24 protein-coding genes and 3 tRNA genes are annotated in these 24,391 nt (G+C 45.0%); 10 read left to right on the top strand and 17 right to left on the bottom strand.

Annotated features, from left to right (window positions below; all coding sequences use genetic code 11):
* Window positions 1–231 precede the first annotated feature (231 nt).
* Complete coding sequence (locus Q0C15_RS04020) at window positions 232–1,242, top strand: PTO1314 family radical SAM protein (RefSeq protein WP_297216466.1); 1,011 nt, start codon at window positions 232–234, stop codon at window positions 1,240–1,242.
* A gap of 264 nt (window positions 1,243–1,506) precedes the next feature.
* Here the strand turns inward: Q0C15_RS04020 and Q0C15_RS04015 are convergent.
* A tRNA-Arg gene (locus Q0C15_RS04015) sits at window positions 1,507–1,581 on the bottom strand.
* A 280-nt stretch (window positions 1,582–1,861) separates the two neighbouring features.
* Between Q0C15_RS04015 and Q0C15_RS04010 the strand changes: the two genes are divergently transcribed.
* Window positions 1,862–2,368: a hypothetical protein gene (locus tag Q0C15_RS04010; RefSeq protein ID WP_297216464.1), complete on the top strand. Its 507-nt coding sequence runs from the start codon at window positions 1,862–1,864 to the stop codon at window positions 2,366–2,368.
* On the opposite strand, the gene Q0C15_RS04005 is transcribed toward Q0C15_RS04010, so the two are convergent.
* The 3 genes from Q0C15_RS04005 to Q0C15_RS03995 form a co-directional block, all read right to left on the bottom strand.
* Window positions 2,359–3,189, bottom strand: a complete 831-nt coding sequence (locus Q0C15_RS04005) for a TatD family hydrolase (RefSeq protein WP_297216461.1) — start codon at window positions 3,187–3,189, stop codon at window positions 2,359–2,361. The genes Q0C15_RS04010 and Q0C15_RS04005 overlap by 10 nt on opposite strands.
* Window positions 3,190–3,218: 29 nt before the next feature.
* Window positions 3,219–3,291 (bottom strand) — tRNA-Arg (locus Q0C15_RS04000).
* Window positions 3,291–3,779, bottom strand: coding sequence for an adenosine-specific kinase (locus Q0C15_RS03995; protein WP_297216458.1), 489 nt, complete (start codon window positions 3,777–3,779; stop codon window positions 3,291–3,293). Before Q0C15_RS03995 ends, Q0C15_RS04000 begins: the two co-directional genes overlap by 1 nt.
* A 140-nt stretch (window positions 3,780–3,919) precedes the next feature.
* On the opposite strand from Q0C15_RS03995, the gene Q0C15_RS03990 reads away from it, so the two are divergent.
* The gene (locus Q0C15_RS03990; protein WP_297216455.1) at window positions 3,920–4,396 is read left to right on the top strand and encodes an NUDIX pyrophosphatase; all 477 of its coding nucleotides are present in this window, start codon (window positions 3,920–3,922) and stop codon (window positions 4,394–4,396) included.
* A gap of 24 nt (window positions 4,397–4,420) precedes the next feature.
* Window positions 4,421–5,074, top strand: coding sequence for a phosphoribosyltransferase (locus Q0C15_RS03985; RefSeq protein WP_297216450.1), 654 nt, complete (start codon window positions 4,421–4,423; stop codon window positions 5,072–5,074).
* Here Q0C15_RS03985 and arcC read toward each other — a convergent pair.
* On the bottom strand, window positions 5,061–5,978 hold the full coding sequence (arcC, locus tag Q0C15_RS03980; RefSeq protein ID WP_297216447.1) for a carbamate kinase: 918 nt from the start codon (window positions 5,976–5,978) through the stop codon (window positions 5,061–5,063). The two genes, Q0C15_RS03985 and arcC, sit on opposite strands and share 14 nt — an antisense overlap.
* 138 nt (window positions 5,979–6,116) lie before the next feature.
* Between arcC and Q0C15_RS03975 the strand changes: the two genes are divergently transcribed.
* The 4 genes from Q0C15_RS03975 to Q0C15_RS03960 all read left to right on the top strand — a co-directional run bounded on the left by Q0C15_RS03975 (window position 6,117) and on the right by Q0C15_RS03960 (window position 10,312).
* Complete coding sequence (locus Q0C15_RS03975; protein ID WP_297216444.1) at window positions 6,117–7,382, top strand: alkaline phosphatase family protein; 1,266 nt, start codon at window positions 6,117–6,119, stop codon at window positions 7,380–7,382.
* A gap of 52 nt (window positions 7,383–7,434) precedes the next feature.
* Window positions 7,435–7,507, top strand: a tRNA-Thr gene (locus Q0C15_RS03970).
* A gap of 399 nt (window positions 7,508–7,906) precedes the next feature.
* Window positions 7,907–8,659 (top strand): class I SAM-dependent methyltransferase, encoded by a 753-nt coding sequence (locus Q0C15_RS03965; RefSeq protein WP_297216441.1) that lies wholly within the window; start codon window positions 7,907–7,909, stop codon window positions 8,657–8,659.
* Between the two features lie 897 nt (window positions 8,660–9,556).
* Window positions 9,557–10,312: an enoyl-CoA hydratase/isomerase family protein gene (locus Q0C15_RS03960; RefSeq protein ID WP_297216438.1), complete on the top strand. Its 756-nt coding sequence runs from the start codon at window positions 9,557–9,559 to the stop codon at window positions 10,310–10,312.
* Between the two features lie 25 nt (window positions 10,313–10,337).
* Here Q0C15_RS03960 and purH read toward each other — a convergent pair whose 3' ends face one another.
* Window positions 10,338–11,813: a bifunctional phosphoribosylaminoimidazolecarboxamide formyltransferase/IMP cyclohydrolase gene (gene purH / locus Q0C15_RS03955; RefSeq protein WP_297216434.1), complete on the bottom strand. Its 1,476-nt coding sequence runs from the start codon at window positions 11,811–11,813 to the stop codon at window positions 10,338–10,340.
* 134 nt (window positions 11,814–11,947) lie between these two features.
* Between purH and Q0C15_RS03950 the strand changes: the two genes are divergently transcribed.
* Window positions 11,948–13,150 carry a methionine adenosyltransferase gene (locus tag Q0C15_RS03950; protein WP_110640063.1) on the top strand — a complete coding sequence of 401 codons (1,203 nt, stop codon included), beginning with the start codon at window positions 11,948–11,950 and terminating at the stop codon, window positions 13,148–13,150.
* 375 nt (window positions 13,151–13,525) lie between these two features.
* Here Q0C15_RS03950 and rimI read toward each other — a convergent pair whose 3' ends face one another.
* Window positions 13,526–13,981 carry a ribosomal protein S18-alanine N-acetyltransferase gene (gene rimI / locus Q0C15_RS03945; protein ID WP_110640062.1) on the bottom strand — a complete coding sequence of 152 codons (456 nt, stop codon included), beginning with the start codon at window positions 13,979–13,981 and terminating at the stop codon, window positions 13,526–13,528.
* Window positions 13,982–14,033: 52 nt separating this feature from the next.
* Window positions 14,034–15,896, bottom strand: coding sequence for an ATP-dependent DNA helicase (locus Q0C15_RS03940; RefSeq protein ID WP_297216429.1), 1,863 nt, complete (start codon window positions 15,894–15,896; stop codon window positions 14,034–14,036).
* Window positions 15,897–16,061: 165 nt separating this feature from the next.
* Between Q0C15_RS03940 and pyrE the strand changes: the two genes are divergently transcribed.
* Window positions 16,062–16,577: an orotate phosphoribosyltransferase gene (gene pyrE / locus Q0C15_RS03935; RefSeq protein ID WP_297216426.1), complete on the top strand. Its 516-nt coding sequence runs from the start codon at window positions 16,062–16,064 to the stop codon at window positions 16,575–16,577.
* Window positions 16,578–16,712: 135 nt separating this feature from the next.
* Here the strand turns inward: pyrE and Q0C15_RS03930 are convergent, their stop codons facing one another.
* From Q0C15_RS03930 to fdhF, 9 genes are all read right to left on the bottom strand, one after another.
* The gene (locus Q0C15_RS03930) at window positions 16,713–17,363 is read right to left on the bottom strand and encodes a translation initiation factor IF-6 (RefSeq protein ID WP_110640059.1); all 651 of its coding nucleotides are present in this window, start codon (window positions 17,361–17,363) and stop codon (window positions 16,713–16,715) included.
* Window positions 17,364–17,409: 46 nt separating this feature from the next.
* Window positions 17,410–17,679 (bottom strand): 50S ribosomal protein L31e, encoded by a 270-nt coding sequence (locus tag Q0C15_RS03925; RefSeq protein ID WP_297216422.1) that lies wholly within the window; start codon window positions 17,677–17,679, stop codon window positions 17,410–17,412.
* A 10-nt stretch (window positions 17,680–17,689) separates the two neighbouring features.
* Entirely contained in the window at window positions 17,690–17,845 is a 156-nt protein-coding gene (locus Q0C15_RS03920) for a 50S ribosomal protein L39e (RefSeq protein ID WP_110640058.1), read from the bottom strand.
* Window positions 17,842–18,189, bottom strand: coding sequence for a DNA-binding protein (locus Q0C15_RS03915; RefSeq protein ID WP_110640071.1), 348 nt, complete (start codon window positions 18,187–18,189; stop codon window positions 17,842–17,844). Before Q0C15_RS03915 ends, Q0C15_RS03920 begins: the two co-directional genes overlap by 4 nt.
* Window positions 18,190–18,360: 171 nt before the next feature.
* Window positions 18,361–18,813, bottom strand: a complete 453-nt coding sequence (locus tag Q0C15_RS03910) for a 30S ribosomal protein S19e (RefSeq protein ID WP_110640057.1) — start codon at window positions 18,811–18,813, stop codon at window positions 18,361–18,363.
* A 156-nt stretch (window positions 18,814–18,969) separates the two neighbouring features.
* A complete protein-coding gene (locus tag Q0C15_RS03905) occupies window positions 18,970–20,400 on the bottom strand; it encodes an MFS transporter (RefSeq protein WP_297216411.1) in 1,431 nt (476 codons plus the stop codon).
* A 157-nt stretch (window positions 20,401–20,557) separates the two neighbouring features.
* Window positions 20,558–21,349 (bottom strand): FAD/NAD(P)-binding protein, encoded by a 792-nt coding sequence (locus Q0C15_RS03900; RefSeq protein WP_297216408.1) that lies wholly within the window; start codon window positions 21,347–21,349, stop codon window positions 20,558–20,560.
* A complete protein-coding gene (locus tag Q0C15_RS03895; RefSeq protein WP_297216405.1) occupies window positions 21,330–22,250 on the bottom strand; it encodes a 4Fe-4S dicluster domain-containing protein in 921 nt (306 codons plus the stop codon). The genes Q0C15_RS03900 and Q0C15_RS03895 overlap by 20 nt, the downstream gene beginning before the upstream one ends.
* A complete protein-coding gene (fdhF, locus tag Q0C15_RS03890; RefSeq protein ID WP_297216402.1) occupies window positions 22,247–24,256 on the bottom strand; it encodes a formate dehydrogenase subunit alpha in 2,010 nt (669 codons plus the stop codon). The genes Q0C15_RS03895 and fdhF overlap by 4 nt, the downstream gene beginning before the upstream one ends.
* Window positions 24,257–24,391: the final 135 nt, after the last annotated feature.

The following is a 24,391-nucleotide window of genomic DNA, read 5'->3' as shown; positions in this document are numbered from 1 at the left end:
GACGGGAAACTGCGATCTGGATGTACGCGGATAGAGTTTGATCGTTGAAGCAGGAAGATCCGAAGCTTCAGCTTAGGAGTAGCTCACATTTTCAAGATAGACAAGAATGTGGCTTGTGCAGCCTGAATATAATCATAGGGGCAGAGGTTTCTTTGCTGAAATGATTGATCCGAGATTTCAGCAAGAAAGCAGTTAACGTAAGTTTAAATATTTAATTTGATTGATAAATTAATGGCCATAATCGAACCCGTTATCGGGAGAACAATAAAGAGGAAGCTTTACACACTGTCCGGAAAGAAGCTTCCATTTATAGCTGGACACAAGCTACTATACACCTGCAATCTCAGGTGCGATATGTGTCCTTTCTGGAGAAGGAAGGACGAAAAACTCCTCTCACTGGATGATGAGATCAAGATGATGGATGCTCTGGCTTCGGCTGGCGTATCGTTCATGGGCTTCGAAGGTGGCGAACCACTGCTCAGAAACGATCTTGAGGATATACTCAGGGAATCCCACAGGAGGTTCCACACGTCTCTGGTGTCCAATGGATGGCTGCTCAAAAACCGTGCATCCTCAATTGCAAGATATCTGGATTATCTCTTTGTTTCCATTGATGGCCGCAAGGAGACACATGATGACCAGCGTGGTGTGGTCGGTTCCTTCGATCACGCAATAGAAGGTATAAAGGAGGCAAAGAAGTATGTGCCCGTTGCCATGAGCACGACCATAACCACAAAAAATATGGACGATATTAAATACGTTGTGAATCTGGCCGAGGAACTCCGCGTTGGGATCAATATACAGGTTTCTTATGATTACAGCACAGCCGACAAACTTTCGCCGGATAGGCAGAAGCTCTACAATCTTCTTTTAGATTTGAAGAAGATGAAGGAAGATGGTGCACCGATAGTGAACTCCAGGGAATATTTTGAAACACTTGTCAACTCATGGTACTATGGAATACAGTGGGCTTGCAAGCCGTGGTCAACCGTGAACATAGATCCACAGGGCAGGATCGTCATGCCCTGCTACGTTCTGAATGAATATGCCGGCGATAAGAAAGTCTGGGAGACAGATATAAGGAATCTTTGGAACACATATGATTGGAAGCCTTACGAATCATGCAACAAATGCTCTCTATCGTGCTATCTTGAGCCGTCCATATTCTCATGGAGAAAACCGTCCATGGTAAACGAAAGGATATTTGGAAGCATAACAGACTACATAGCCTCAATATTCTGATGAATCGGCACTTAACAGGATGAACTTCAATCCAAATGCTGAATCGGCCATTGAAAAGGCAACACACAAAGTATACGCCTTATCCATCAAATTTCCATGAATGGGTTTTTGCTTTTGTTCATTGAACTTGCTTCCGTATCAAGGTTTAACTATTTTCGAGAATCTTTCCGCATGCAGAGGATTGCTGAGATCAATATGATCTGCCAATAAACATCTTGATTGAGAATATCATAATCATCAAGGTGAATGCTAAAACTCGGGATACGGGCGCAAGGGGATTTGGACCCCTGATCTACAGCTTAGGAGGCTGTTGCCCTATCCAGGCTAGGCCATGCGCCCATCAAATTGACCTAACGCTATTGAAACCAAATATTTAGAATTAACCTTATGTTCCGTGATCTGCTGTGAGTCTGGCCGTCGCATACTGCTCCTAGACGGTCATGATCAGTCGCTAATATGTACTGTTCATGAAGCTTTTGCATGCAAGGAGATGCCAGTTTCTCATTAGATTCAAGGAGGGGAATTGATTTTGCACCATTCTATAAATGCATTGATAATTATTCTGTTGTTATACCAATGACTTTCTGTTGTTATAGCAAAGCTTATTAACCATGAATTCATGATATTTGTTGTCATGACACATAAATACAAAACCATATCAGGAAATAGTTATGATGAGGTTATCGAGGTGTTGCTGAAGCGCCTTGCTGAATTGAAAAGTCAGAGAGAAAGATCGTATAGAAATATTGCAAATTCCAATCTTCCAGATCATGTAAGGAACATATTGATGAAGGTGGCAGATCTGGAGATGCAGAGCAGAAAGAAGATAGAGGAAGCGTTGAAAATTGGAGAATTTGACGCAGTCAAGCCTGAGTCGAGAAGTTATCAGATGATTGAGCATCTCGTGAGAAACGCAGATGTGAAGGAGATATCAGATATAAGAAGCGTTTTGCTGAAGTCTATAAAAGAAGAGGATGATCTCCATAGGGCCCTTCAGATAATGAGTACAGAATACAGCGGGACCAAAGTAGAGCCAATTCTGAGATCTATAATGAAGTATGAAGAGATGAATAAGAATCAGCTCGCGGATCTCTATGATGAGTATGTCAACGAAGATTACTGGTGATCTCTGAGTCTCTGATAGACTGATTCCGGGATCTCATTGAAGATCCTGTTGAGTATTTCACCACCGTCATCATACTCCTGAAGGATCATCTGAGCCCTTTTCGGTACGCTGTCCGGAGGCAGGAACTTATTCATATCGTTCGGATCGTTGATGAAATCCGTCTCCATCATGAAATTTCTTGAAATTCTCAAAGCCTCTCTTATTGCCCTTCGACTGGCTGGTATAGACCTGAATATCGATGTATTGCACGATAGATCCTCTGGCCTAGCATGATGCTTAACCAGCATTACATTTCCATAGGAATTTGCTCTCTTTTCCAGTCGCATATAATCGTCACAGGACAGATCGAAGGTGTGGAGAACCAGTGGTGCCTTGACATCATGCGCTACAGCCATGGCATAATCAAGCAGTTCCCAGAATTTCTGCATCACCTCATCTGATTGTGGAATATGCGGAAAGCCTATCTCACCAATGGCGTCCGCCATGCCTTCTTCTATATATCTAGCTGCGAGATCAAGTCCATGTCTCATCGTCTCCATCGGATCAATTTGCGCTTGATCGAAGAAAAAGTAATCGAATGGATATGGGCCTATCGTGACCAGAGTTTCCACACCGAATTGAGATCTAACAATGTCTGCAATGCGTATTGTTTCTCTGTACAGCATATCGTAATAATTCTCCTTCCTATCATGAGAGGGCAGATTGGTGATGTTGAGTGAGGTTCCACCAGCGCTGCGGAATATGCGAACAGCTGCTGCGAAATCAGAAGCCTGATTGAGGTGAAAATGATTATCAAAGATCCTTCCGCTGTATCTTTCCATCTGGAAATCTCCATCCATACATCACATAACGGGCCCGCCGGGAATCGAACCCGGATTAGGGGCTCCGGAGGCCCCTGTGATATCCGTTTACACTACGGGCCCTATTCCTTATAGCCTATCCTTCTGAGGAATTCCCTGCGTTTCATCTTGTCTTCATCAGATTCGACGCCCACAGGGGAATATCCATCTATCACGCCAAGCACACCATTGCCGTTTTTGCCCCTATACAGTATAACCTGCAGAGGATTTGCCGTGGCAGCGAAGATCGTTCCGACTTCCTGACACATCTTGACGGCGTTCAGTATATTTATGGGATATGCGTTCCTTATCAGTATAACGAAAGTGTGTCCAGCCGAAATTTTCTGTATATTTTCTATGGATGCCTTGACAAGATCCGCATCATTGCCATCAAACCGTATCAACCTGTCACCGCTTGCCTCTGAAAACGCTATTCCGTATTTTGCACCCGGCACGTGCGTTCTCACTATCTCATTAAGATCCTCCACAGTTTTTATAAAATGGGAGTAGCCCACTATTATGTTGGCTTCAGGAGGAATAACCATATCAACGGCTTCGATCGACACGGTCATGTAATGTTAGACATGATTTATAGATATTGCTGATACGGCTGAACTGGAGAAACCCAAACCCTTAGTCTGATGGATCAGAACTCCAGAATGCACATTCGAAGTTCGGTAAACCTTTTTAGATGCCATGATTTAACGCAGCTATGTCAAGCACAAGAACGGGCGTTAAGGTACAGGCGGTTATCTATAGATGCGGAAAATGGCCTGAATTCCTGATACTGCACAGAAATAAGGAACACGGCGATTTCTGGCAGAATGTCACCGGAAATGTGGAGCCAGGTGAGGATCTGGGCAGGGCACTCCTGAGGGAGGTTCGAGAGGAAACTGGTATAGGCAGCGATTGCATAATGCACATCGCTCACAGGATCATGGCCTTCAGATTCAGAGCCCATGAGATGGATTTCATAGAGTATGTTTATGCCATACGTGTAAGGGATTCATGTCCCATCGATATATCCAACAATGTTGACAGGGAACATGATGCATATGAATGGGTCAGCTTGGATCGCGCAGTTCGAACTATGAGATGGTATACGAATGCAGACGCAGTCAGGATAGCTAATCTAATAGCATCCGCAGTATGCAGCAGGGTCTCTGACCATGCCGACAAAAAGAATTAAACGCATTCACATAATCACGATATCATGGCTAACAAGTTCAAGGCCACCCTTGTCAGCTGGGCTGACATAGATAGGTGGTGTGGAAACATCAGCAGAAAGGTACAGGCATCATTTCAGGTTGATACGATCATAGGCATTGCGAGGGGAGGTCTGGTACCAGCAAGGATCCTTTCCGACAGGCTCTGGGTCAAGGATCTGCTCAGCGTGAAAACGGAGCACTGGGGCATAACCGCAACAAAGGATGGGGAAGCTGTGTTGAAAACCAAGATTAGCACCGATTTATCGGGCAAGAATGTGCTTGTTGTTGATGATATTACAGATACCGGAGAAAGTATGGGCCTCGCTTATGAGTATGTCAAATCCCTCAAGCCAAAGGAGTTAAGGAGCGCAACAATGCTCCACATAAGCAGATCTAAATTCGTTCCAGATTATTACTCGGATCTCATAACCGAGAAGAACTGGGCATGGTTCATATTCCCATGGAACGTTTACGAAGACCTCAACAACCTGATAAGGAAATCACTCACCGATAAGGTAAATCCTGACGAAGTTATAGACATACTGAAGGAAGATTACGATCTCGACGTCTCATCTCTGAACATAGAGGAGATACTGAACGATTTCGTTGTTTTCGGAAGAATGAAAAAGGAGGGCAGGGACTTCGTCATCGTACAATGACCGTCCCGCTTCCGCCTGAAAGCGCATTGACGCTATTCTCTATAGATGTTATGAAGGCTTTCTTGCCACCGTTCTTTATGAACCTGATCGCTGCCATAACCTTGGGCTTCATGCTCCCCTCCCCGAACTGTCCATCTTTAAGGTATTGTTCAATTTCATCAACCCGTACCTCGTGAAGCGATCTCTGATCGGGTTTTCCATAGTTTACGAAGACATGATCAACATCTGTCAGTATCATGAAGAAATCGGCACCTATTGCGGTGGCCAGAACGGATGATGCCAGATCCTTATCTATGACTGCGTCTATGCCGTACATGACACCATTTCTATAGACGACAGGAATCCCACCACCGCCAACCGCTATCGGTAGATTTCCATTATGAAGCAGGTATTCTATCACCGGCTCTTCGACTATCTCCTTGGGATCAGGAGATGGTACCACCCTGCGCCAGCCGTCCTTGAATTTCTTCATTGCCCATCCATTCTTCCTGGCCTCTCCAAGCTCTCCATCGCTGTAATATCGGCCAATTGGTTTTTCCGGATTACTGAACGCCGGATCGTCTTCATCCACGACGGTCCTGGTTATTATGGTGAAGATGTTCTTGCGCAGTCCATATCTGGCCTTTATATTGTTGTATGCATTGGCAAGTATCTCGCCTATGTATCCCTGCGACATTGCCACGCTCTGGTGCAGATGAGCCTGTATTCCTGAAATATCATGGCTCTGCTGTATATCTCCAACCTGTGGGCCATTTCCGTGTGTTATGACGGTCTCATTGTTCTCCGTCACCGATTTCAGGTTCTCAAACGTCCTGTAGGCATGATCATACTGCGTCTCATAGTCCCGCTTTTCTCCATTCTGGAGGAGTGCATTTCCTCCCAATGCTATTACGATTCTGCTCATCATTTCACCGGGGAAAGTGATTAATCCCTTGGAAATATATAAAGATGGTCAATATACATGGCATATTCCATTGCTATATATTTTCTATACAGTTCCTATCACACCTCATATTTATAATGGATAAAACGATCTGCCGCTATGATCATAGACACATACGGGCAGGCCACAGCAAACAGGATAGACGAAGAGAGGATAAAACCCAATTACAATGGCTTCAATCTCTACAATGTTCCTAACTCAATTTTGGAGGTCTTCGGCATCGGCAATCAAGCCCGAATCGATGACCGCATATTCACGTACTTTAAGGGATCATACGATAAGGTGGTCTTCTTTTATCTTGACGGCTTCGGCTATGATAAATTCATGGATCCATCATACGGATCAAAGCTGAGGGATGCATTCGTGGATAACGGCTATGTGTGTCCTATAACTACGGTATTCCCGTCCACGACTGCGGCAGCCAACACAACGATAAATACGGGTCTACCGCCTTCTGATCACGGATTGCTTGAATGGATACTTTACTTTGATGAGGCGAGGACGGTCGCACTCACGCTTCCATACAGGCCCATCATCAGGAGATACAGAAAGAGGTTCGAATCGATGAACCCGGCAAATCTGTTCCGGGGAGAGACGATATTTCACAGGTTGAGATCTGAAGGGATACGCAGCGTATCATTTCTCAAGTCAAACATAGTCAATGGAGAGTATACAAAGCTTGTGCAGAACGGATCGGATATAGTGGGATACTCGTACATCACTGATGGCCTGATCCTGCTCAGAGATGCCATTTTAAAAGGTGCCTATGATTATTATTATTTCTACGTGGATAATATCGATCATATCGGTCATGTCTACGGGCCAGAAAGTGAGATGTACAGGACAGAAGCTTCCACAATATCAGATATGATAGCAAACATGTTCAGGCAGATTCCAAAGGATAAATTGAGAAATACGCTGGTAGTGATAACGTCGGATCACGGTCATATTCAGGTAGATCCCTCCAAGACCATATTTCTTAACGACAAGAGGAAGATATTCAGTTCATTGAAGAGCGACGGCAGATACAAGATCCCGCCAGTTGGCAGTCCAAGGGACGTTTTTCTTTTCATAAAGAAGGACCATCTTGATGACGTCCTTAAATATGCAAAGAAACATTTTCAGGGCGCACTGGTTGATCTTGTGGAAAATATAGTATCGCAGCAGTTTTTCGGGCCTCACATGACAGGCGATCTGGCGCTTCGTCGTGCTGGAAATCTACTCATAGTACCCCCCAGAAACGATATGATCTGGTACAAGCTCCCTGGTTTGCGCGACTCACATATGAAGGGTATGCATGGCGGTCTTTCAGAAAGCGAGATGCTCATACCGCTTGTTTTTGGAGAGGCTTCGGAGATCTTTTGAAGCATCGGTTAAGATAAAATAATATACAAAAATTGAATTTCCTGACGGATAAGCCACTGTAGCTCAGTTGGTAGAGCAGCTGACTTGTAATCAGCAGGTCGGGGGATCGATGCCCTCCAGTGGCTTCTTATGAAGATGTTCTTTCTTTTATAGGCAAAGTTAGAAGTCTAAGGGATCGTTAAAATTCCAACCCTCAGCAATGAGGATACGGATCTCTATCAACGGAAAGATTTAATAAAAATTTTGCTATATTGATAGAAATAGGGTTAGTGCAGTTAGAATATACCCATACAGGTAGAGGGCTCTAGACTGAAAGGAGATGCTGAGATTCCGTTGAGGGTAAATTCCGCGTATGATCCTAGTTGCGATAGATAAGCGGCATGACCTATAGGTGCAGGGCGCAGGGATCCAATGCAGATCCGTATGCATCGATATCGGCGTGATCAGGTCTAAGTGTACATCTGATGGGATATTGGTCTCAAGATGAAAGGCAAATTGGCCATGGTATAGAAAAGGTAAAATGGATGGTTGCAGAAGGCGATTTTACAGGTAAAGCAGAAAATTATTCGAAATACAGGCCAGCTTATCCCATAGAGATAATCAGGCTTCTTAAGGAGAAATACGGTTTCAATAAGGATATGGTTATTGCAGATATAGGCTGCGGTACCGGCATACTTGCAAGATTGTTCCTTGAAAATGGAAACCCAGTAATATGTGTTGATCCCAACGAAGATATGCTGGCCGTTGCGAAGAAGATTCTTTCTTCGTATAGCAATGTAAGTTTCGTTGTCGGCAAAGCCGAATCAACCCGCCTCAATGATCATTCTGTGAACGTCATCACAGTTGGCCAGGCATTTCACTGGTTCGATATGGATAGAGCCAAAAGGGAATTCAGAAGGATACTTAAGGCACCAAACATGGTTGTCCTCATCTGGAACGACAGGGATGTGCGTGATCCATTCACGCAGCAGTATGAAGAGCTGGTGCGGGAATTCAGCAAGGGATATCACGGCACTGGAAGCACAGCCATACCTGCTGAAAGGATATATAGTTTTTTTGATTACGACTATGATTATTATCAGATGGACAATTTTCAAGCTCTGGATCTAGACGGATTGATCGGCAGATATCTGTCCAATTCTTACAGCCTCCAGGAGAACGATCCCAGGTACAGGGAGGCCATTTCAAGGCTCGAAGATCTGTTCAAAACAAATCAGAAAGATGGAAAGATAGTCCTGAAATACACGACAAAGGTTTTCATAGGAAGGCTCATCTGAAAATGTCAACTACCCCTACCTCACATAATGGACTTGTTGCTGGTCTCTCTTCCCACCAGTAGATGAGGTTTCATTGAACCGCAGCGATCGGCTGGCTGACAGCAGCCTGAAGTTCAGTGCCTCAAGTGCAAATACATCGTAGGGAAGCTAAACTATCCTCTTGGAAATTACGTGATTGACATCACGCACAAACCGTCTCTCTCTTCCGCTTATTTTCTTCAGTTTACGATGGGCGGAACGAGTGCTGATGGCAGTGTGGGTATCCTTTCCCTCACCTTTCTGTATGTACCTTTATTGAGCCTGTTTTTATTGAACGTTTTATTCTCAAAACCATGTTCCAGGACTATCTGTGCAGCTTACCTGAACTGCTTCGCTGTCTCAATGAGCGAATCCATCATACGGAAGCTTCAGTTTAATATTCCTGAACATTGTTCAATAGATTCCGACATAGTATCCTAAAGTTTGTGTTCGCTTTCATCCCCTGCCAAGTCAAGGGGTCTTCCCGTTCATGGAGGATAAAAGGTATATGATCATAGATAACAAACTTTTATTACGGTTATCTTCAATTTCCCATGATAGAATTCTAAACTGTGGAAAGAAGGATGGTCATGATTAGAGAACTTCCCTGTCAGTAATAAAATTCTCTATTCCGACAGAAGATGTACGAACTTTCCACTTGGAAAGATTTATAAATTGTCTTTCCGTTTTCTTTCTTGTATCATCCGCAAAAAGCAAGCGGCGTGGTACCTGAGCAAAATCGCTGAAATCATAATATATACCTGTGGAGATCTCCGCATCTCGCTCGTATGTAATATATTCATAGAGCCAGATGTCGATCGTTGAAGCAGGACGCTACAGAGCTTAAGAGAGGAGCGTATGACATGATGGAGGTGCTGTATGTCTGATGAGGTTTACAGAGAGATAAAGATACAGGATGACGGCAATGTAAGAATCGTACAGATAAAGAGGGAGAATCCGTTAAATCCCCTCACCATCGATGTCCTGCACGAGGTTGAGCAGGCCATCAGGGAATCAGGAAAAGTTGTTGTTCTGAGGGGAAGCGACCGTGCATTCTCTGCCGGAGCCGATATAAACAACTTTCTGACGATGGATGACCGAGCTGCCTATCATTTCTCGGATCTGGGCCAGAATGTAATGAACAGCATAGCGACCTATGAAAAACCGGTTATCGCAGCTGTCCATGGCTATGCACTTGGCGGAGGCTTTGAGCTGGCACTGGCATGCGATTTTCGCATATCAGACGTTAATACAAAGTATGGATTTCCTGAGGTTGGCCTTGGCATAATGCCCGGTTTCGGTGGAACGCAAAGGATAATAGATCTCGCTGGTCCATCTTACGGAAAATATCTTGCTCTGACCGGGCGTGTGATAGATGAAAAGGAAGCTCTGTCGCATGGCATAGTGAATATGGTATCTGAAAACTATCTTGAGGAGGCCATAAAGTTGGCCAGGGATCTGGCGGAAAAACCTGCAGTTTCAGTCAGATACATAAAAGAGGTGATGACCTATACGAGAAGGGAGGGCTACGAGATGGAGAAGGAAAAGTTTGCGCTTACGTTCAGGACAAAGGATGCTAAGGAGGGACTCACTGCATTCAAGGAAAAGAGAAAACCTGTTTTCAAGGGAGAATAAAATTTTTGATTTATAATTATAAATTTTAATGGAGGAACACTCTTTTTCCTGTGAAGTACATGGGTATTCCGAGCTCGTTGCAGCGTTTTATCACTTCATCATCCCTTATTGATCCGCCCGGCTGGATTATGGCCTTTATTCCAGCATCTGCTGCCACATCGATGCTATCAGGGAACGGGAAGAACGCATCAGAGGCCATCACTGATCCCTTTGAACGATCGCCGGCACGCTGCGCAGCTATCCTAACTGCCTCAACCCTTGAGGTCTGACCGGCACCTATACCCGTTGTCACCAGATCCTTCGCGAATACTATCGCATTGCTCCTCGATCTGGCTACAACCTTCCATGCAAACAATAGATCCTCCAGCGATTTCGGATCGGCGGATCTCTCCGTCACGAGCTTGAGGGAAGATGCATCAATGGAGGCATGCATCGGTGTCTGAGCCAGAAATCCCCCCGATACTGACCTTATGCGCAGTCTTGTGTCCCTCTGCCAGTTCACCCTGAGAACACGGAGGTTTTTCTTCTTTCTGAGCAGATCCAGTGCCTTATCTTCGTAGTCCGGAGCAAGAACAACCTCTATGAAGTAAGGCTTCATGGCCGCAGCCAGTTCCTCCGTGACCTTTCTGTTAACTGCTATCACGGAACCGTATGCGCTCTCAGAATCTGCATCCCATGCCTTCCTGAAGGCAGCCACTATGTCGTCGTCCTGTGCCACGCCAGACGGTGTGTTATGCTTCATGACAACCACTGCAGGATCTTGAAACTCAAGTGCAGTCTCGAAGGCCGAATCAGCATCCAGTATATTATTGTATGAAAGTTCTTTTCCGTTGAGCTTTTCTGCACCTGCCACACCGACATGCGCACCATTAATGAACAGATATCCTTCCTGATCCGGGTTTTCACCGTATCTCAACTTTTCTCCGTCATGGCCTATGACGGCGTATGAATCTGGAACCATGCCAAAAATCCTTGAAAGGCCCTCATGTATCTTTGCATCATATTCAGCCATCCTTATGAAGGCCTTCATAGCCATTCTCTTCCTGTATTCTTGTGGTATGGATCCGGAGTTGATCACCTCAGCGGCTGCTGCATAGTCGTCGGGAGAGGTCAGTACCAGTATGTTCCTGTAGTTCTTCGCGGCTGCCCTGGTCAGCGAGACGCCGCCAATGTCGATGTTCTCTATCATTTCGTCCTCGCTCTTCATATCAGAGCTGAATGGATATAGATTTGATATGACAACATCGAATTTTATCTGGTCTCCATCATTCCTGTCCCTGTACAGAAGGCCGGCGTACAGCATCGGATGAAGCGTCTTTACCCTTCCACCTAGAAGGTCCTCGAAGCCGGTTATCTCAGATGTCTCATGAAGTTTCAGACCCAAGCCTCCAAGCGATCTGTAGGTACCTGATGTTGCGTATACCAGATCGATCTTGCTCTTTATGCTCGAGAGAAAATCGATCAGGCCAGTCTTGTCATAAACACTTATGAGGAAGTTCATGGGTGTTATTCAACGGAGGGCATAAATATTGTTCTAATTACTAATAGTAATATTATTTTCAGATGCCGTAATATTTGGAATTTGCTTACAAAACATTTAATAAACCATAAATATGGACTATCCAGAGGTTAATTATGGAGAGAAATATCTCAGTCGAGGAGCTGCACCAGATACCGACTCCAAAGAAAGAAGTTGAAATAGTGGAGAGGAAGGGTATCGGGCATCCAGATAGCGTTGCAGACGGTATTGCAGAGGCAGTTAGCAGATCCCTATCAAAATATTACATAGAGCACTACGGTAGGATCCTGCACCACAACACGGATCAGGTTGAGGTCGTCGGCGGGCAGTCGGCACCCAAGTATGGAGGCGGGCTTGTTTTGGAGCCGACATATATACTCCTTAGCGGAAGAGCCACAACTAAGGTGGGTAATGACCGTGTGCCGTTCAAATCTATAACGATTAAGGCCGCCAGAGACTATCTCAGAGAACATTTCAAGCATCTGGACGTGGATGCAGATGTCATGATAGATTCCAGGATAGGCCAAGGCTCTGTTGATCTTGTGGAAGTCTACGATACAAAGAAGCTTGAGGCCAACGACACATCATTCGGGGTTGGATTTGCACCTCTGTCCGAAACTGAAAACATGGTTCTGAATACGGAGAAATACCTTAACGGAGAGCTCAAAAAGAAGATGCCCATGGTTGGCTATGATATCAAGGTCATGGGATTCAGGCAGAAAGACACGATAAACCTGACTGTGGCGGCAGCAATGGTGGATAAATACATTCACGATGCCGACGAATACTTCAATATAAAGGATGAACTTAAGCAGCTCGTCCTGGACAACGCTGTCGAGTACACAGACAAGGAGGTAAAGGTTTTCATAAATACCGCAGATATAAAGGAAGATGGCAAGGCCGTTGGATATCTTACGGTCACAGGTATGTCCATGGAGAACGGCGATGACGGATCAGTGGGAAGGGGAAACAGAGTCAATGGGTTGATAACACCGTACAGGGCCATGAGCATGGAGGCCGCCGCAGGAAAGAACCCAGTCACGCACGTGGGAAAGCTTTATAATGTTCTGTCAAACAAGATAGCTAACGATATAGTGAAGGAGGAAGGCAACGACATCGCTGAGGTACTAGTCAGGATAGTTTCTCAGATAGGCAGACCCATAGACGATCCGCATGTGGCAAGCGTGCAGGTCATATATGAGGGGAACGTTGATCATTCAAAGCACAAGAACAACATAAGAAATCTCGTTGACGACAGAATTGCCCACATATCGGATCTGACGATGCAGTTTGTCGAAGGCAAGATCCCTGTATTCTAATCGGAATGGCCACACCTAAGTGGCCAATTTTTTTCAATTTTATTTTGGAGTTATGCGAGTTTTTGTAAAATATCATATTGCAGTTATTTTCGATCGCCAAAACATCATAATACGAAGCTATGGTGAGCTATCACTCAGCTGAATCTTCTAAAATTCCTTTCAGCGAAGTGGTCTTTGCCTGTGCATCTGATTCAGTACAGGATCTATATCATGATACAAACAGGCTTTTATTTGGACTGCATAAGCCCTATTATTATGAATTCTTGCAAAACGTATATTAAACAATTCCGCCGGAAAATTCCGCCCATATCACATCTGAATATCTTAATTTTACAGCTTCTTCAAACTTCTAACTTTTCAATAAATTGAATGCATTCATATGATGCGCCACATGGTATATGCATTTGAAGAATCACTGTAATATCCAGGAAGCAATGCCGTTATAACAAATCCATATTTCTTATAGAAGCGTATGGCCTCATCATTATCTGTTCTGACCTCCAGCCGCACACTCAGCATGTTCTCCTCCCTGCACAGCTGAAGGAATCTGTCCATCAACGCGGAACCGACACCCATCTTCCTGAACCTCTCATCAACCGCAAAGAGAAGTATTCTGGCTTCTGTTCTGGAATACTTCGAGCCCACTATGAAACCAACAACCGTATCCGTTATGGTATATACCATGAATGATTCAGGCCATTCCCTGTGAAGATCCATTATCAGGGACTGGGTATAGAACTCTGTCAGGGAATTCTGTGCTATCCTGTAGACCTGATCAATATCCTTAGGAGAGAACTCCCTGATGAAGCCAGCCACAGCGTTGATAGCCATATAAACCAGCTTTACATATCAAAACAGGCTTAAAACATTTTCCACGGATGGATCATGCGCTGTATTTTTCTCCAGTTTTTAGCGACGAAAAGAAATTGTAGATATCTGAAGCCGGATCGGATGTCTTCCTGAGATCTGGTATGAATCTTTTGAACTGCCCAGATCTTTTATCAAGTATGACGCACGCACCTACGTCATCAGCACTTCTGATGAGCCTCCCTATTTCCTGCCTTATCTTTATGGCTGTTGGATACACCACGCTGTATTCCCAGCCCTTGCCGTATTTTCTTTCGTAGTAATCAAAGAGTGATCTGTTTAATGCGTCAGGCCTGGGAAACGGAAGACCTGCAAGTATTATCATTTCGAGCTCATTTCCAGGAAAGTTTATACCCTCCGATAATCTGCCTCCAGAGACTGCAAATATGGTACCATTTCCCTTCCTGAATTTTCGAAGCATGGCATAGAGTTCCTTCTGATCTATGCCCCTGTATTCCTTCATATGATCAAATGAGACCCTGTTCTCAACTTTATCCATCAGCGAGTACGATGGAAAGTATACTATGGTGTTTCTCCTAACCTTCGTCACTATCTCTTCTATGATGGTTGCCATCTTGTCCAGTTCTCTTTCATCCAGGGTGTCATACTTGGACGATACACCATCATAGTATGCGATGTACCTGTTTTCCGGCGGAAATATTTCGCCTATCTTCTTGAACGGGATTTCAAAACCAGTTATGTCTGAGTAAAAATCAAAGGGATCGAGCGTACCAGACATGTGTATGGTCTTGGATTCCTTCAGAACCTCCAGGATTCCTGACGGATCGAGGCACGCTGCCTGGATATACCCAGACTCTTCTGGAGAAAGAATGGCGGCGTATCTTTCCTCATCCTGATCCGAAAACGCAGACAGCCTGGCGGCAACGGATGAGCAGTAACTGAACGGCACCTTGCCCACCTTTTCCTTCTCATTTTCAACGTACTCTCCGAAAAGATAGAGATAGTTGAAGAGAGAACGTATCTCCCTTTCTCCCTTCTTGTTCATTATCATCATGTATTCCATGAATTCCTGGAATCTTATCCTGACGTCCCCCTTCTGGCACCTCTCGCTCACCATGCTCTGAAGGGCGCTTCTTACCATCTCTATGAGATCGGATACATGTATCTTCTGTGAAAGTTCTGGATCGCCGTAGGCCTGAGCCTCCTTGTCGGCCCTATTGAGAGATTCAATGGATATCCTGAACGATCCTATTGATCGGCCTATATCCGGAAGATTGTGCGCCTCGTCGAGGATGATCACGAGCTGGTTTCTTGATACACCCCAGTGGCTGAGAAACTTTTCAGCTATGTTTCTGTTGAGAAAATAAGCATACGGTGCCACAACAATTTCTGCATCAGGCAGTGCTGCCTTCATGCTCTCGTATGGGCAAACGTTGTTTCGTTCTCCGTATTCATAGAACTCCTCTGCGGTTGGGAGTTCTTCAAATATATATCTCTTAGTTTCGTCCGATCTTATCTTGAAGTTGAAATATGGGCAGGCAGATTCGTTTCCCGCCATGACCTCGCGTTTCTTCATGTTGCAGAATTTGGCCAGCGATTCTGCATTTATCTCATGGAGATCCTCGATCATATGGTAGAGTATGCACATGTTAACTCTGCCCTGCATCGGTATAGCCCTGACCTTTACTGCCGAAGAAATCGCGCGAAGCTCCCTGATGACCTGTTCCTCTTGAGAATTTGTACGCACGAGATACAGGATCTTCAGCTTCCTTTCGCTGGCATATTTCAGAGCAGATCTCAGAGCCATTATGGTCTTTCCGGATCCTGTTGGCGATTCCAATGCCACGCCATAATGATCCTGAAGTGATTTACTGAGGAAGTCTATGGCCTCTGCCTGATACTGCCTGTTCTCGTACATCGTCCGCTGAAATATGCTATGCTGGTTAATTAATATGACCTCCGAAATCATCTCAACGAGGTTCTGGCCTCATAACACCCAAAGATGATGCTGATCATCTGTGACCTACATAATTCAATATGGAAACCTTTTATTCTTACAAACCCATAGCCCTTAGGGTATTATATGGTTGGACTGGAAGAGGATCTACTTAAAGTTGGCGCGATAAAATTCGGCGATTTCGTATTAACGTCGGGAAAAAGATCCACATATTATGTTGACATAAAGGAGGCCGCAACAGACCCACATCTGCTGAAAAATATAGCATCCGAATTTTCTACCATGATAAGATCAAAGAAGATCGCTGGCATGGAACTCGGAGCCGTTCCACTTGTTGTCGCAACGGCACTGCAGCTTTCCGTACCCTACATAATAGTGAGAAAGGAACGATCGCATGGAACCATGAGCCTCCTTGTTGGAAAGCTTGAAAAGGGGGAGGAGATAGATGTCATAGAGGATGTTGTTACCACAGGAAATTCTGTGCTGAAGGCTGTGCAGACGCTGCGTGAAAATGGCGCAATTGTGAAGCGTGCCTTTTGCGTCGTAGACAGGGAGGAGGGCGGATCCGAACTCCTCAGAGAAAACGGCATAGAACTCAAGCCGATAATAAAGATATCTCAAGTTAGAGGGTTCAGAAGATAGATCCTGGCGAGAGACAGCGGAATCTTGATGATGATACGTTATTTCAAATATTCCATTGCCAGATATTATTGCCTCAAATCTAAGCCAATTGCCATTCAGCGGTTGTCTAAGGATCTGGATAGATTCAGCATACGTTCATGAAAGTACGTCGTCAATCCTATCCATCTCTATCGGCGTGGTATCTTTCCCCACAAGCACTCCTTTCGAATTTGCCACTATTGATGCGCCTACATAGATGCTTCCGAAATTTGCTGTTCCTGATTTTACGGACACTTTGAAGAAGTCCTTGAGAAACTCAAGTTCGTCCTCATCGGTTTCCGGATTAACGAGCATACCCTTGGAGGTGAGTATACCAGCTGAACCAACGGTCAGGATATTTCCTATTGTCGTCCTTATTGTTTCCACGCCAAGCGTGTCTTCTATCTCCTTCCTAGATCTGTTGCTGAAATTTTTATGGATTATTGCGCCGTGATCGTTGGCTATTATGTCGTTTCCAATGGCGTTTATCTTGTCCTTCAACTGTAGCACGTTCCTGCCGTCGAGATCTCCAAGGCCAGCTATCTCGGAGCCATAGGGTACGATGAGGCCGTTTGAGTTCATCACCATCATCGTTCCTATCAGGCTGGAGTTATCTATGCTTATTTTCCTGACGTCTACCTGCAATACTTCCTGAAAATCGGCCACAGTCTTATCATCGGCCATCATTGTGATGAAGGCAACGTCATCCCAAGCCTTGGCATATATACCGATAAAGTTACTTCTAAGCACTGACGTCTTCCTTATCACAACACATCACCGCAGACTGTGAATACAAAAAATGATTGAACCGGAATCAAGGCATTATGATTTCGGTGGTTCCCTCTTCTAATTTTATTACCTTCACCGATAACTTTGATGGGATATGCTCCCTTCCTCTTTCCCATATCTTTTCACTTACTTTCGGGTCGATCCATATCTTCGACTCATCGATCTTCATCTTTTTTGAAATAAAATTCCTAAGTACAGATACAGCAGTATCCGCTCTCCTCTTCCTTGAAGAGGCCTTGGCATCCCTAAGTGGAACGTTAATTATGACCTCCTGAGTGACTGTTTCATCTGCCATTTCATTCACCTCATATCTTTAGACTGCCGCGTCTCCAGTTTCTTCGCAGCGGATTCTGCGTTACTTTCCTGGCGGTCTTCATCATGACCCAACCAGGAACTCTTCTGTTCTGCTTTACCTTTTTCATCAATCGTATCTTTCTTCCAAGTTCCTTGTTCCGGCTCATTTGCTTCTCCTCTCTATCCTTGGTTCTCTCTTATTTTCGGTAAGCTTACTTAATATATCAATTATATCCCTTTCTGTCAGCATGCGGTTGATCCTTCCCATGCTGGCAAGCTGTATGAGCTGATTTTCGACATTATCGGCCAGATCGGGTCTGACAAGCCTCACGTTGTTGAGACGCTCCCTTGCAGACGGATCGAGTATCTGTCTCAGTATCTGCTGACGCCTGGCCTTCTCTGCCTCTCTCTGCTTCTCCTGCTCCTCACGCATCTGCTCCTGCATGGCCTGCCTTTGCATGCTCTCTAATTGCTGTCTTCTTATTCTTTCAAGTTCCTCGTCATCATCCATATCCATCACTTTCGGATGAGATGCCATGTTTCATCAGCAAGATCGCGGATATACCGCTCTAAGATATATCCACCAAGCAATCATATCCACTATGTTACTTATTTCCATTTGACTTATAAGTGTTTTGCACTGGCATTGGCGTACTCAACGCGCCAGATCCAGTCATCTGCTTCAGATGAACTTCTGAAACGCTGGATCTTTCTCTGCAAGCTGCTTTATTATGTCCTTGCTTGCGTTATCCAGTAGGGACATGCCCTCAGGAGACAGTGATCTGCCCTTCGGAGTCTTCTGCACATAACCGGCCTTCTCCAGTTCATGGAATAGATATCTCACTATGGATCTGCTTCCCTGAGACGCATGGTATCTCTTCGATCCTCTGTCTACCTTGCCACCGTATTCGCTGCTCATTCTGGATATGCCCAGATTTCCATTTATGTAAAGCTTTCTCAGCATTGCGGCAGCGCGTACATAGATCCAGTCCCTGTTAACCGGTGATTTTTCACGGCTTATACCGGTCTTGACATATTTGGACCAGTCTGGCTCTGCTATCTTCTTTTCGTTCTTTAACTTCTCAGAGACGTAATTGATCAACAGATCGCTTGGAACGTATTTGACACTAACCATATTATCACAGGATGTGGGGCATATTTAAACTTGATTAATAATGTTTTCGTCATGCAGATATCCTCGTTTTCTTGGAATGCTGAAATTCTTTCCAAGAATTTTGAAGGCAAACAGATGAATGATAGAAGAAAACCTGAAAATGAATGTGCCTGCATATCATTTTCTTGATCCGCTTCCAACGGATCTCTTAAAATCCCTCTCTCCGGATATGTCCTCAAGAGTCCTTCCAGATGTTTCTGGCAGGAAAAATAAGGTCAGCAATGCTCCAAGTAGTGATATGCCCGCAAGGATCAGAAACAGATTGTTCTCACCGAACACTGCAAAGATCACAACGTTGAGGGCAGTGCCTATGAATGCACCCAGCTTTCCACCTGCAGAAGAAAGTCCTGATCCCAGGCCTCTCAATGCTGTCGGGAACATCTCAGGGCTGTAGATGAATGTGGTAACGTTAGGACCAAATTCTGTGAAAAAGTAGCTGAGTCCATATATTATCATGAACCATACTATGTAAGAATCGGCGTATATGAATTTGAGCAATCCCAGAACGAGATATGATATGGCCATCATTAAGAATCCCAGTATCTGCAGTGGTTTTCTGCCTATTCTGTCTACGGTGAATGTGGCAATCCAGTAACCAGGAAGCGCCGAAACGGCGAAGATTATAAGCGAATATAAAGTTGTGATCTGCACCTTTGCAACTCCACCGATGTATGCTGGCACGATGGCTGAAAGCATCTGGTGGCTCATTATTGAGTTCCCATAAAAAGCCCAGTCAAGAGCAAACCATGCGCCTGCGGTTCCTATCAGCGTCATCAGGAACTGGCGCTCCGTGAACATTTCTTTCCAGCTTATCTTTTCCGTAATTGCCTCATCAGGTGCGGTGGTTATTCTTGAATTTCCGGAGATCCTCTCAATGACCTTCTTTGCAGAGGATACGTCGCCAGAAACATTTATTGAGTATCTTGGGGTTTCGCCTATGGTTCTTCTTCCATAGAGCACTATGGCTGCAGGTATTGCTCCGATCATGAGTAGCAGTCTCCAGACAAGATCCATATCCGGTATGTATCTTATCATCAACAGAGCCATTATCGGCCCAAAAACAAGGCCAAAGCCCTGCATGGAAAAGACCATGCCTATAAGCTGCCCCCTGTTCTTTGCATTTGAGAACTCAGCCATTATAGTCGAACTGCCGGCATAATCACCGCCTATTCCAAGACCCAGTATGAACCTCCAGATCAGCAGATAAATGACGCCATTCACCGGAACGAGAAACGCGCTGCCTACTGCACCGATGATTAGCAGCATAAGTTCAAAACCATAAACTCTGCTGCGCCCCAGAGCATCCAGAAGCCTGCCGAAGGTGAAAGCACCGATAACCGAAGCCAGAAGTGAAACCGAAGATATGAGGGACACGTAGGCTGTGGTCAGGTGGCTCCAGCCTGCAAGCGGAAGAAGAGTAACAACAGTACCTATGATGAAAAGATCATAGGCATCGGTGAAAAATCCCATTCCAGAGATGATCCAAGCCTTGAGATGAAATTTACCAACATTTGAATTGTCAAGCTGCTGCAATAGCCCTTGCGCCATCTCTGTTTCCTCAGATCAACTGAGATATTCCTAAGATATAGTTAAGTGTCATCTAAATATAATATATAGATATATATTCGCATACTTTCTATTTTTATCACGCAATGGGCTTCGTATATGGCTATTTTTCCTTAACGGCAGGAAAATTCATGGATATTCAAAGAAAAACCTCCGGTTCGTTCATAACATCCGAATACCTGAATATAGGCCCTGATTCGCACACATACCACTGCCCTATATTGCAGTGCCCACAAACTCCAATTCCGCATTCCATCCTACGTTCAAGGGACAGGTATATGTTTTCTGGACTAAACCCGTGTTTGATCAGCTCCTGGACAGAGAACTTCATCATTATTGGCGGACCTATCACAAATGCCGATCCATTTTTGAACCGCTCTACTCCAGGTATGAGTGTCGTAACCACTCCGACTTTGCCCTTCCAGGATGGATCTCCGTTATCAACGGTTATTCTGAAATCAAGTTCCTTTTTCCACGCCTCTATTTCATTCTTGTAGACTATATCCTTTGGTGATCTAGCTCCATAGAGAACCGTGAGATCGCTCAGATTACCCTCGGATTCCATATCTTCAATCAGCGCCTTTATGGGTGGAATTCCTATGCCACCCGCAATGGCAACGATATGATCAGCGCCCTTCCAGGGCCACGTATTTCCATATGGCCCTCTCAAGCCTATCGCAGAGTCCCGATGATCCATTATATATTTCGTTACGGATCCTACCGCTTTGATTGAGAATGTGAGTGGATTTCCGAAGCCAGATGCAACCGATATGGGTGATTCACCGACACCATCAACAGACAGCATGTAGAACTGCCCAGCATGGGACATGGTTCTCTTCGAGAACACTATTGTGTATGTGTCATCCGTCTCCATTCTGAACCTTATCGGTTTCATCTTTTCCGGCAGATATTCATTCTTTATCGTAATCATGCGTTATCACCTCCTTTATATCTATGTCCACAGGACAGTCGTCAACACATCTATTGCAGCCGGTGCAAAGATACTCGCCCTTGGAAAGTTTGTAATATTTGAACTTATGATAGAACCTCTGCCTGAGCCGATCTGATAGATCCGGCCTAACATTTCCTGCGGCGGTCTTCGTGAACCCTTCCAGAATGCATGAATCCCACTCCTTCTTCCTGCCGGTTTCATCGTCATAGACATCGATGCAGTAGCAAGTGGGGCATGAGTAGTTGCATGCACCACAGGATATGCAGTAATTCGCAAACTCCGTCCAGAGCTTTGAAGACCACTTCATCCTTTTCTCAATGCCGTTCAGTTCAATCTTTCCGTACTTCCTGTTGAATTCTTTGGAGTGCTTTACAAAGACGTCCTGATCTGAAGCTGGCCTGAAACCTGCAAGATATCTTTCGTATCGCGGATCTGCCTCAACAAAGTATGATTGGCCTATGTGGAGTACCTGTATATCGTAGTCATCCAGCACCGGCCCACCAAATGATGTGCAGAAGCCGCCAGGGCACATCTCTGTGCATACAAAGTTGATGAACAGCGTATTCTGCCTCCTCACCGTATAAAAAGGATCCTTGTTCAGTATCTGCAGATCCATCAGGTAAAACCCGCGCAGATCGCAGCTCTTCACACCGATTACAGCCTTTTTTTCTGCCCTCGGAATTTCAAGTATATTCTCCGATCTCTTTATCAGAAAGTCCTTCGGCGAATAGCTGCTCTTTTTCTCTGATACCTCGCTGAAAGATGATATCTTAGAAAATACTACCTCGCCAAGTTCTTCCTTTGATCCAAATACATCGTATTCCTCCGCTATTTTTTGAAGCAGTCTCTCCATATCCTCTTCGGTGAGCTCGTATATCATGCGATCACCCTGACCGCAACTACCTTGAATTCCGGTATCTTAGAATATGGATCCAGGTTTTCTCCCACCAGTAGATTTACCCTGGCCTCCTTGAAATGGAATGGTACAAACACTATTCCGTCCGGTATTTTGGAGGTCACCATGGCAGGCAGCCTTATGGATCCGTGCCTCGATTCCACCGTTATAATCTGTCCGTTCCTTATAGACAGCTTCTTTGCGTCATTGACGCTTATCTCCACATACGGATTTGGAGATTCCCTTTCCAGTATATCACTGCGTCTCGTCATGGTGCCTGAATGCCAGTGGTAATAATTCCTTCCAGTGGTGAGGATGAATGGATACTGATCGTCAGGTGTTTCAGATGGCGGCTTGTACGGGATTGCCATGAATCTGCCCAGTCCTCTCGTGAACCTGTCCACATGCAGTATTTCAGTCCCTTCTGGATGCTGATCGTTTATCGGCCACTGCTTTCCGTCAGGATAAAGGTTTTCGTATTTTGCTCCAGAGTAGTTTGGAATTGCCACCCTGATTTCGTTGAATATTTCCTCCGGAGACCTGTATGCCTCACGATGGAATAGCCTTGAATAGAGCTGGCTCAGTATCCACCAGTCTGGTTTTGCGTCTCCCGGCGGATCCTTCACAGCAACCACCCTCTGAATCCTCCGTTCAGTGTTTGTGAACGTGCCATCTTTTTCAAGTGCCGAAGATGCCGGAAGGATGACATGTGCAAATTTTGCCGTTTCCGTCATGAATATATCCTGAACGACAAACAGATCCAAGTTTGTTAAGCCCTTTTCAACATCAGACAAATTTGCTTCTGTTATCACTGGGTTTTCGCCCATGAGGTATATCGCCTTAACCCTTCCATCTATGGCCGCATCGAACATCTCTGAAAGCATGAGACCGATATTTTTTGGGAGTTTGGCATCCCATATCTTTTCAAACCTTTCAACGCCATCCGAATCTGCTGGAATGTATCCTGGGTAAAATTCCGAAAGAGCACCCATATCGCTTGATCCCTGGACATTGTTCTGGCCTCTGAGTGGAAAGATGCCTGACCCGTATCGACCTATGTTTCCGGTCATAAGAGCCAGATTTGAGACGCTCATGACATTTTCAGTACCATGTATATGCTGAGTTATGCCCATACCATAGAGTATTGCCGATGGCCTATTCCCCGCATAAAGTTCTGCTGCTTTCTCCACAAGATCTGGGGATACACCGGTGATCTGTTCGGTTACCTCAGGCGGGTACTTCTCAATCTCGGCAGCAAAGACATCAAAATCGGTCGTCCTTGTTCTGATGAACTCGGAATCGATGAGATTCTTCTTGAGTATGACAAACATCATGGAGTTCAGGAGCGCCACGTCGGATCCTGGCCTGAACTGGAGAAAAACATCCGCTATGGAGGCAAGCTTCGTTCTCCTTGGATCGGCGACGATCAGCTTCTTGCCAGCCTTTTTCTGCCTTATTATCGTTGTGCCTATTATCGGATGCTGCTCCGTTGTGTTTGATCCTATAACAAAGAAGGTTTCGGTGGACTTCAGGCTCCTTATGGAACCTGTCGCCGCGGCTGTCCCAAGCGTACGTATGAGGCCTGCTACGGTTGAACTGTGGCAGCTTCTTGCGCAGTGATCCACGTTGTTTGTCCCCATCATGCGCGCTATCTTCTGGATCAGATAGTTCTCCTCATTCGTACACTTTGCTGAGGCCTGAAACGCTATGGAATCCGGACCATATTTATCCCTGATCTCGGTGAGCCTCCTAGCTACGTAATCCAATGCTTCGTCCCAGCTCACCTCTGTCCATACATCCCCTCTCCTGATCATGGGAGAGGTTATCCTGTCGCGTGACCCTGCATAGGAAAGCCCCTGATATCCCTTGATGCATAGCTTTCCCTCATTCACAACGGATCTTGTATAACCATGCACAGTATAATGATCCCCTGAATAATCGACCTCTATCTGACATCCTGTCCCGCAGTAAGGACAGATTGTTAGAGTCATGATTATAATATTCCATCTCGTCTTAAATAAATTTGCCATACAATCTCGGCAAATTCAATATTATGCGTAGTTATTATCACATGATAATCAATTTATATCTATAACAATTTATAAAAAATAGATGCGAATCACAGA

Source organism: Thermoplasma sp., from assembly GCF_023256435.1.
In the GTDB taxonomy this organism is placed as follows: Archaea; Thermoplasmatota; Thermoplasmata; order Thermoplasmatales; family Thermoplasmataceae; genus Thermoplasma.
The sequence above is the reverse complement of the archived record's forward strand: the minus strand, read 5'-3'. Positions and strand labels throughout refer to the sequence as shown.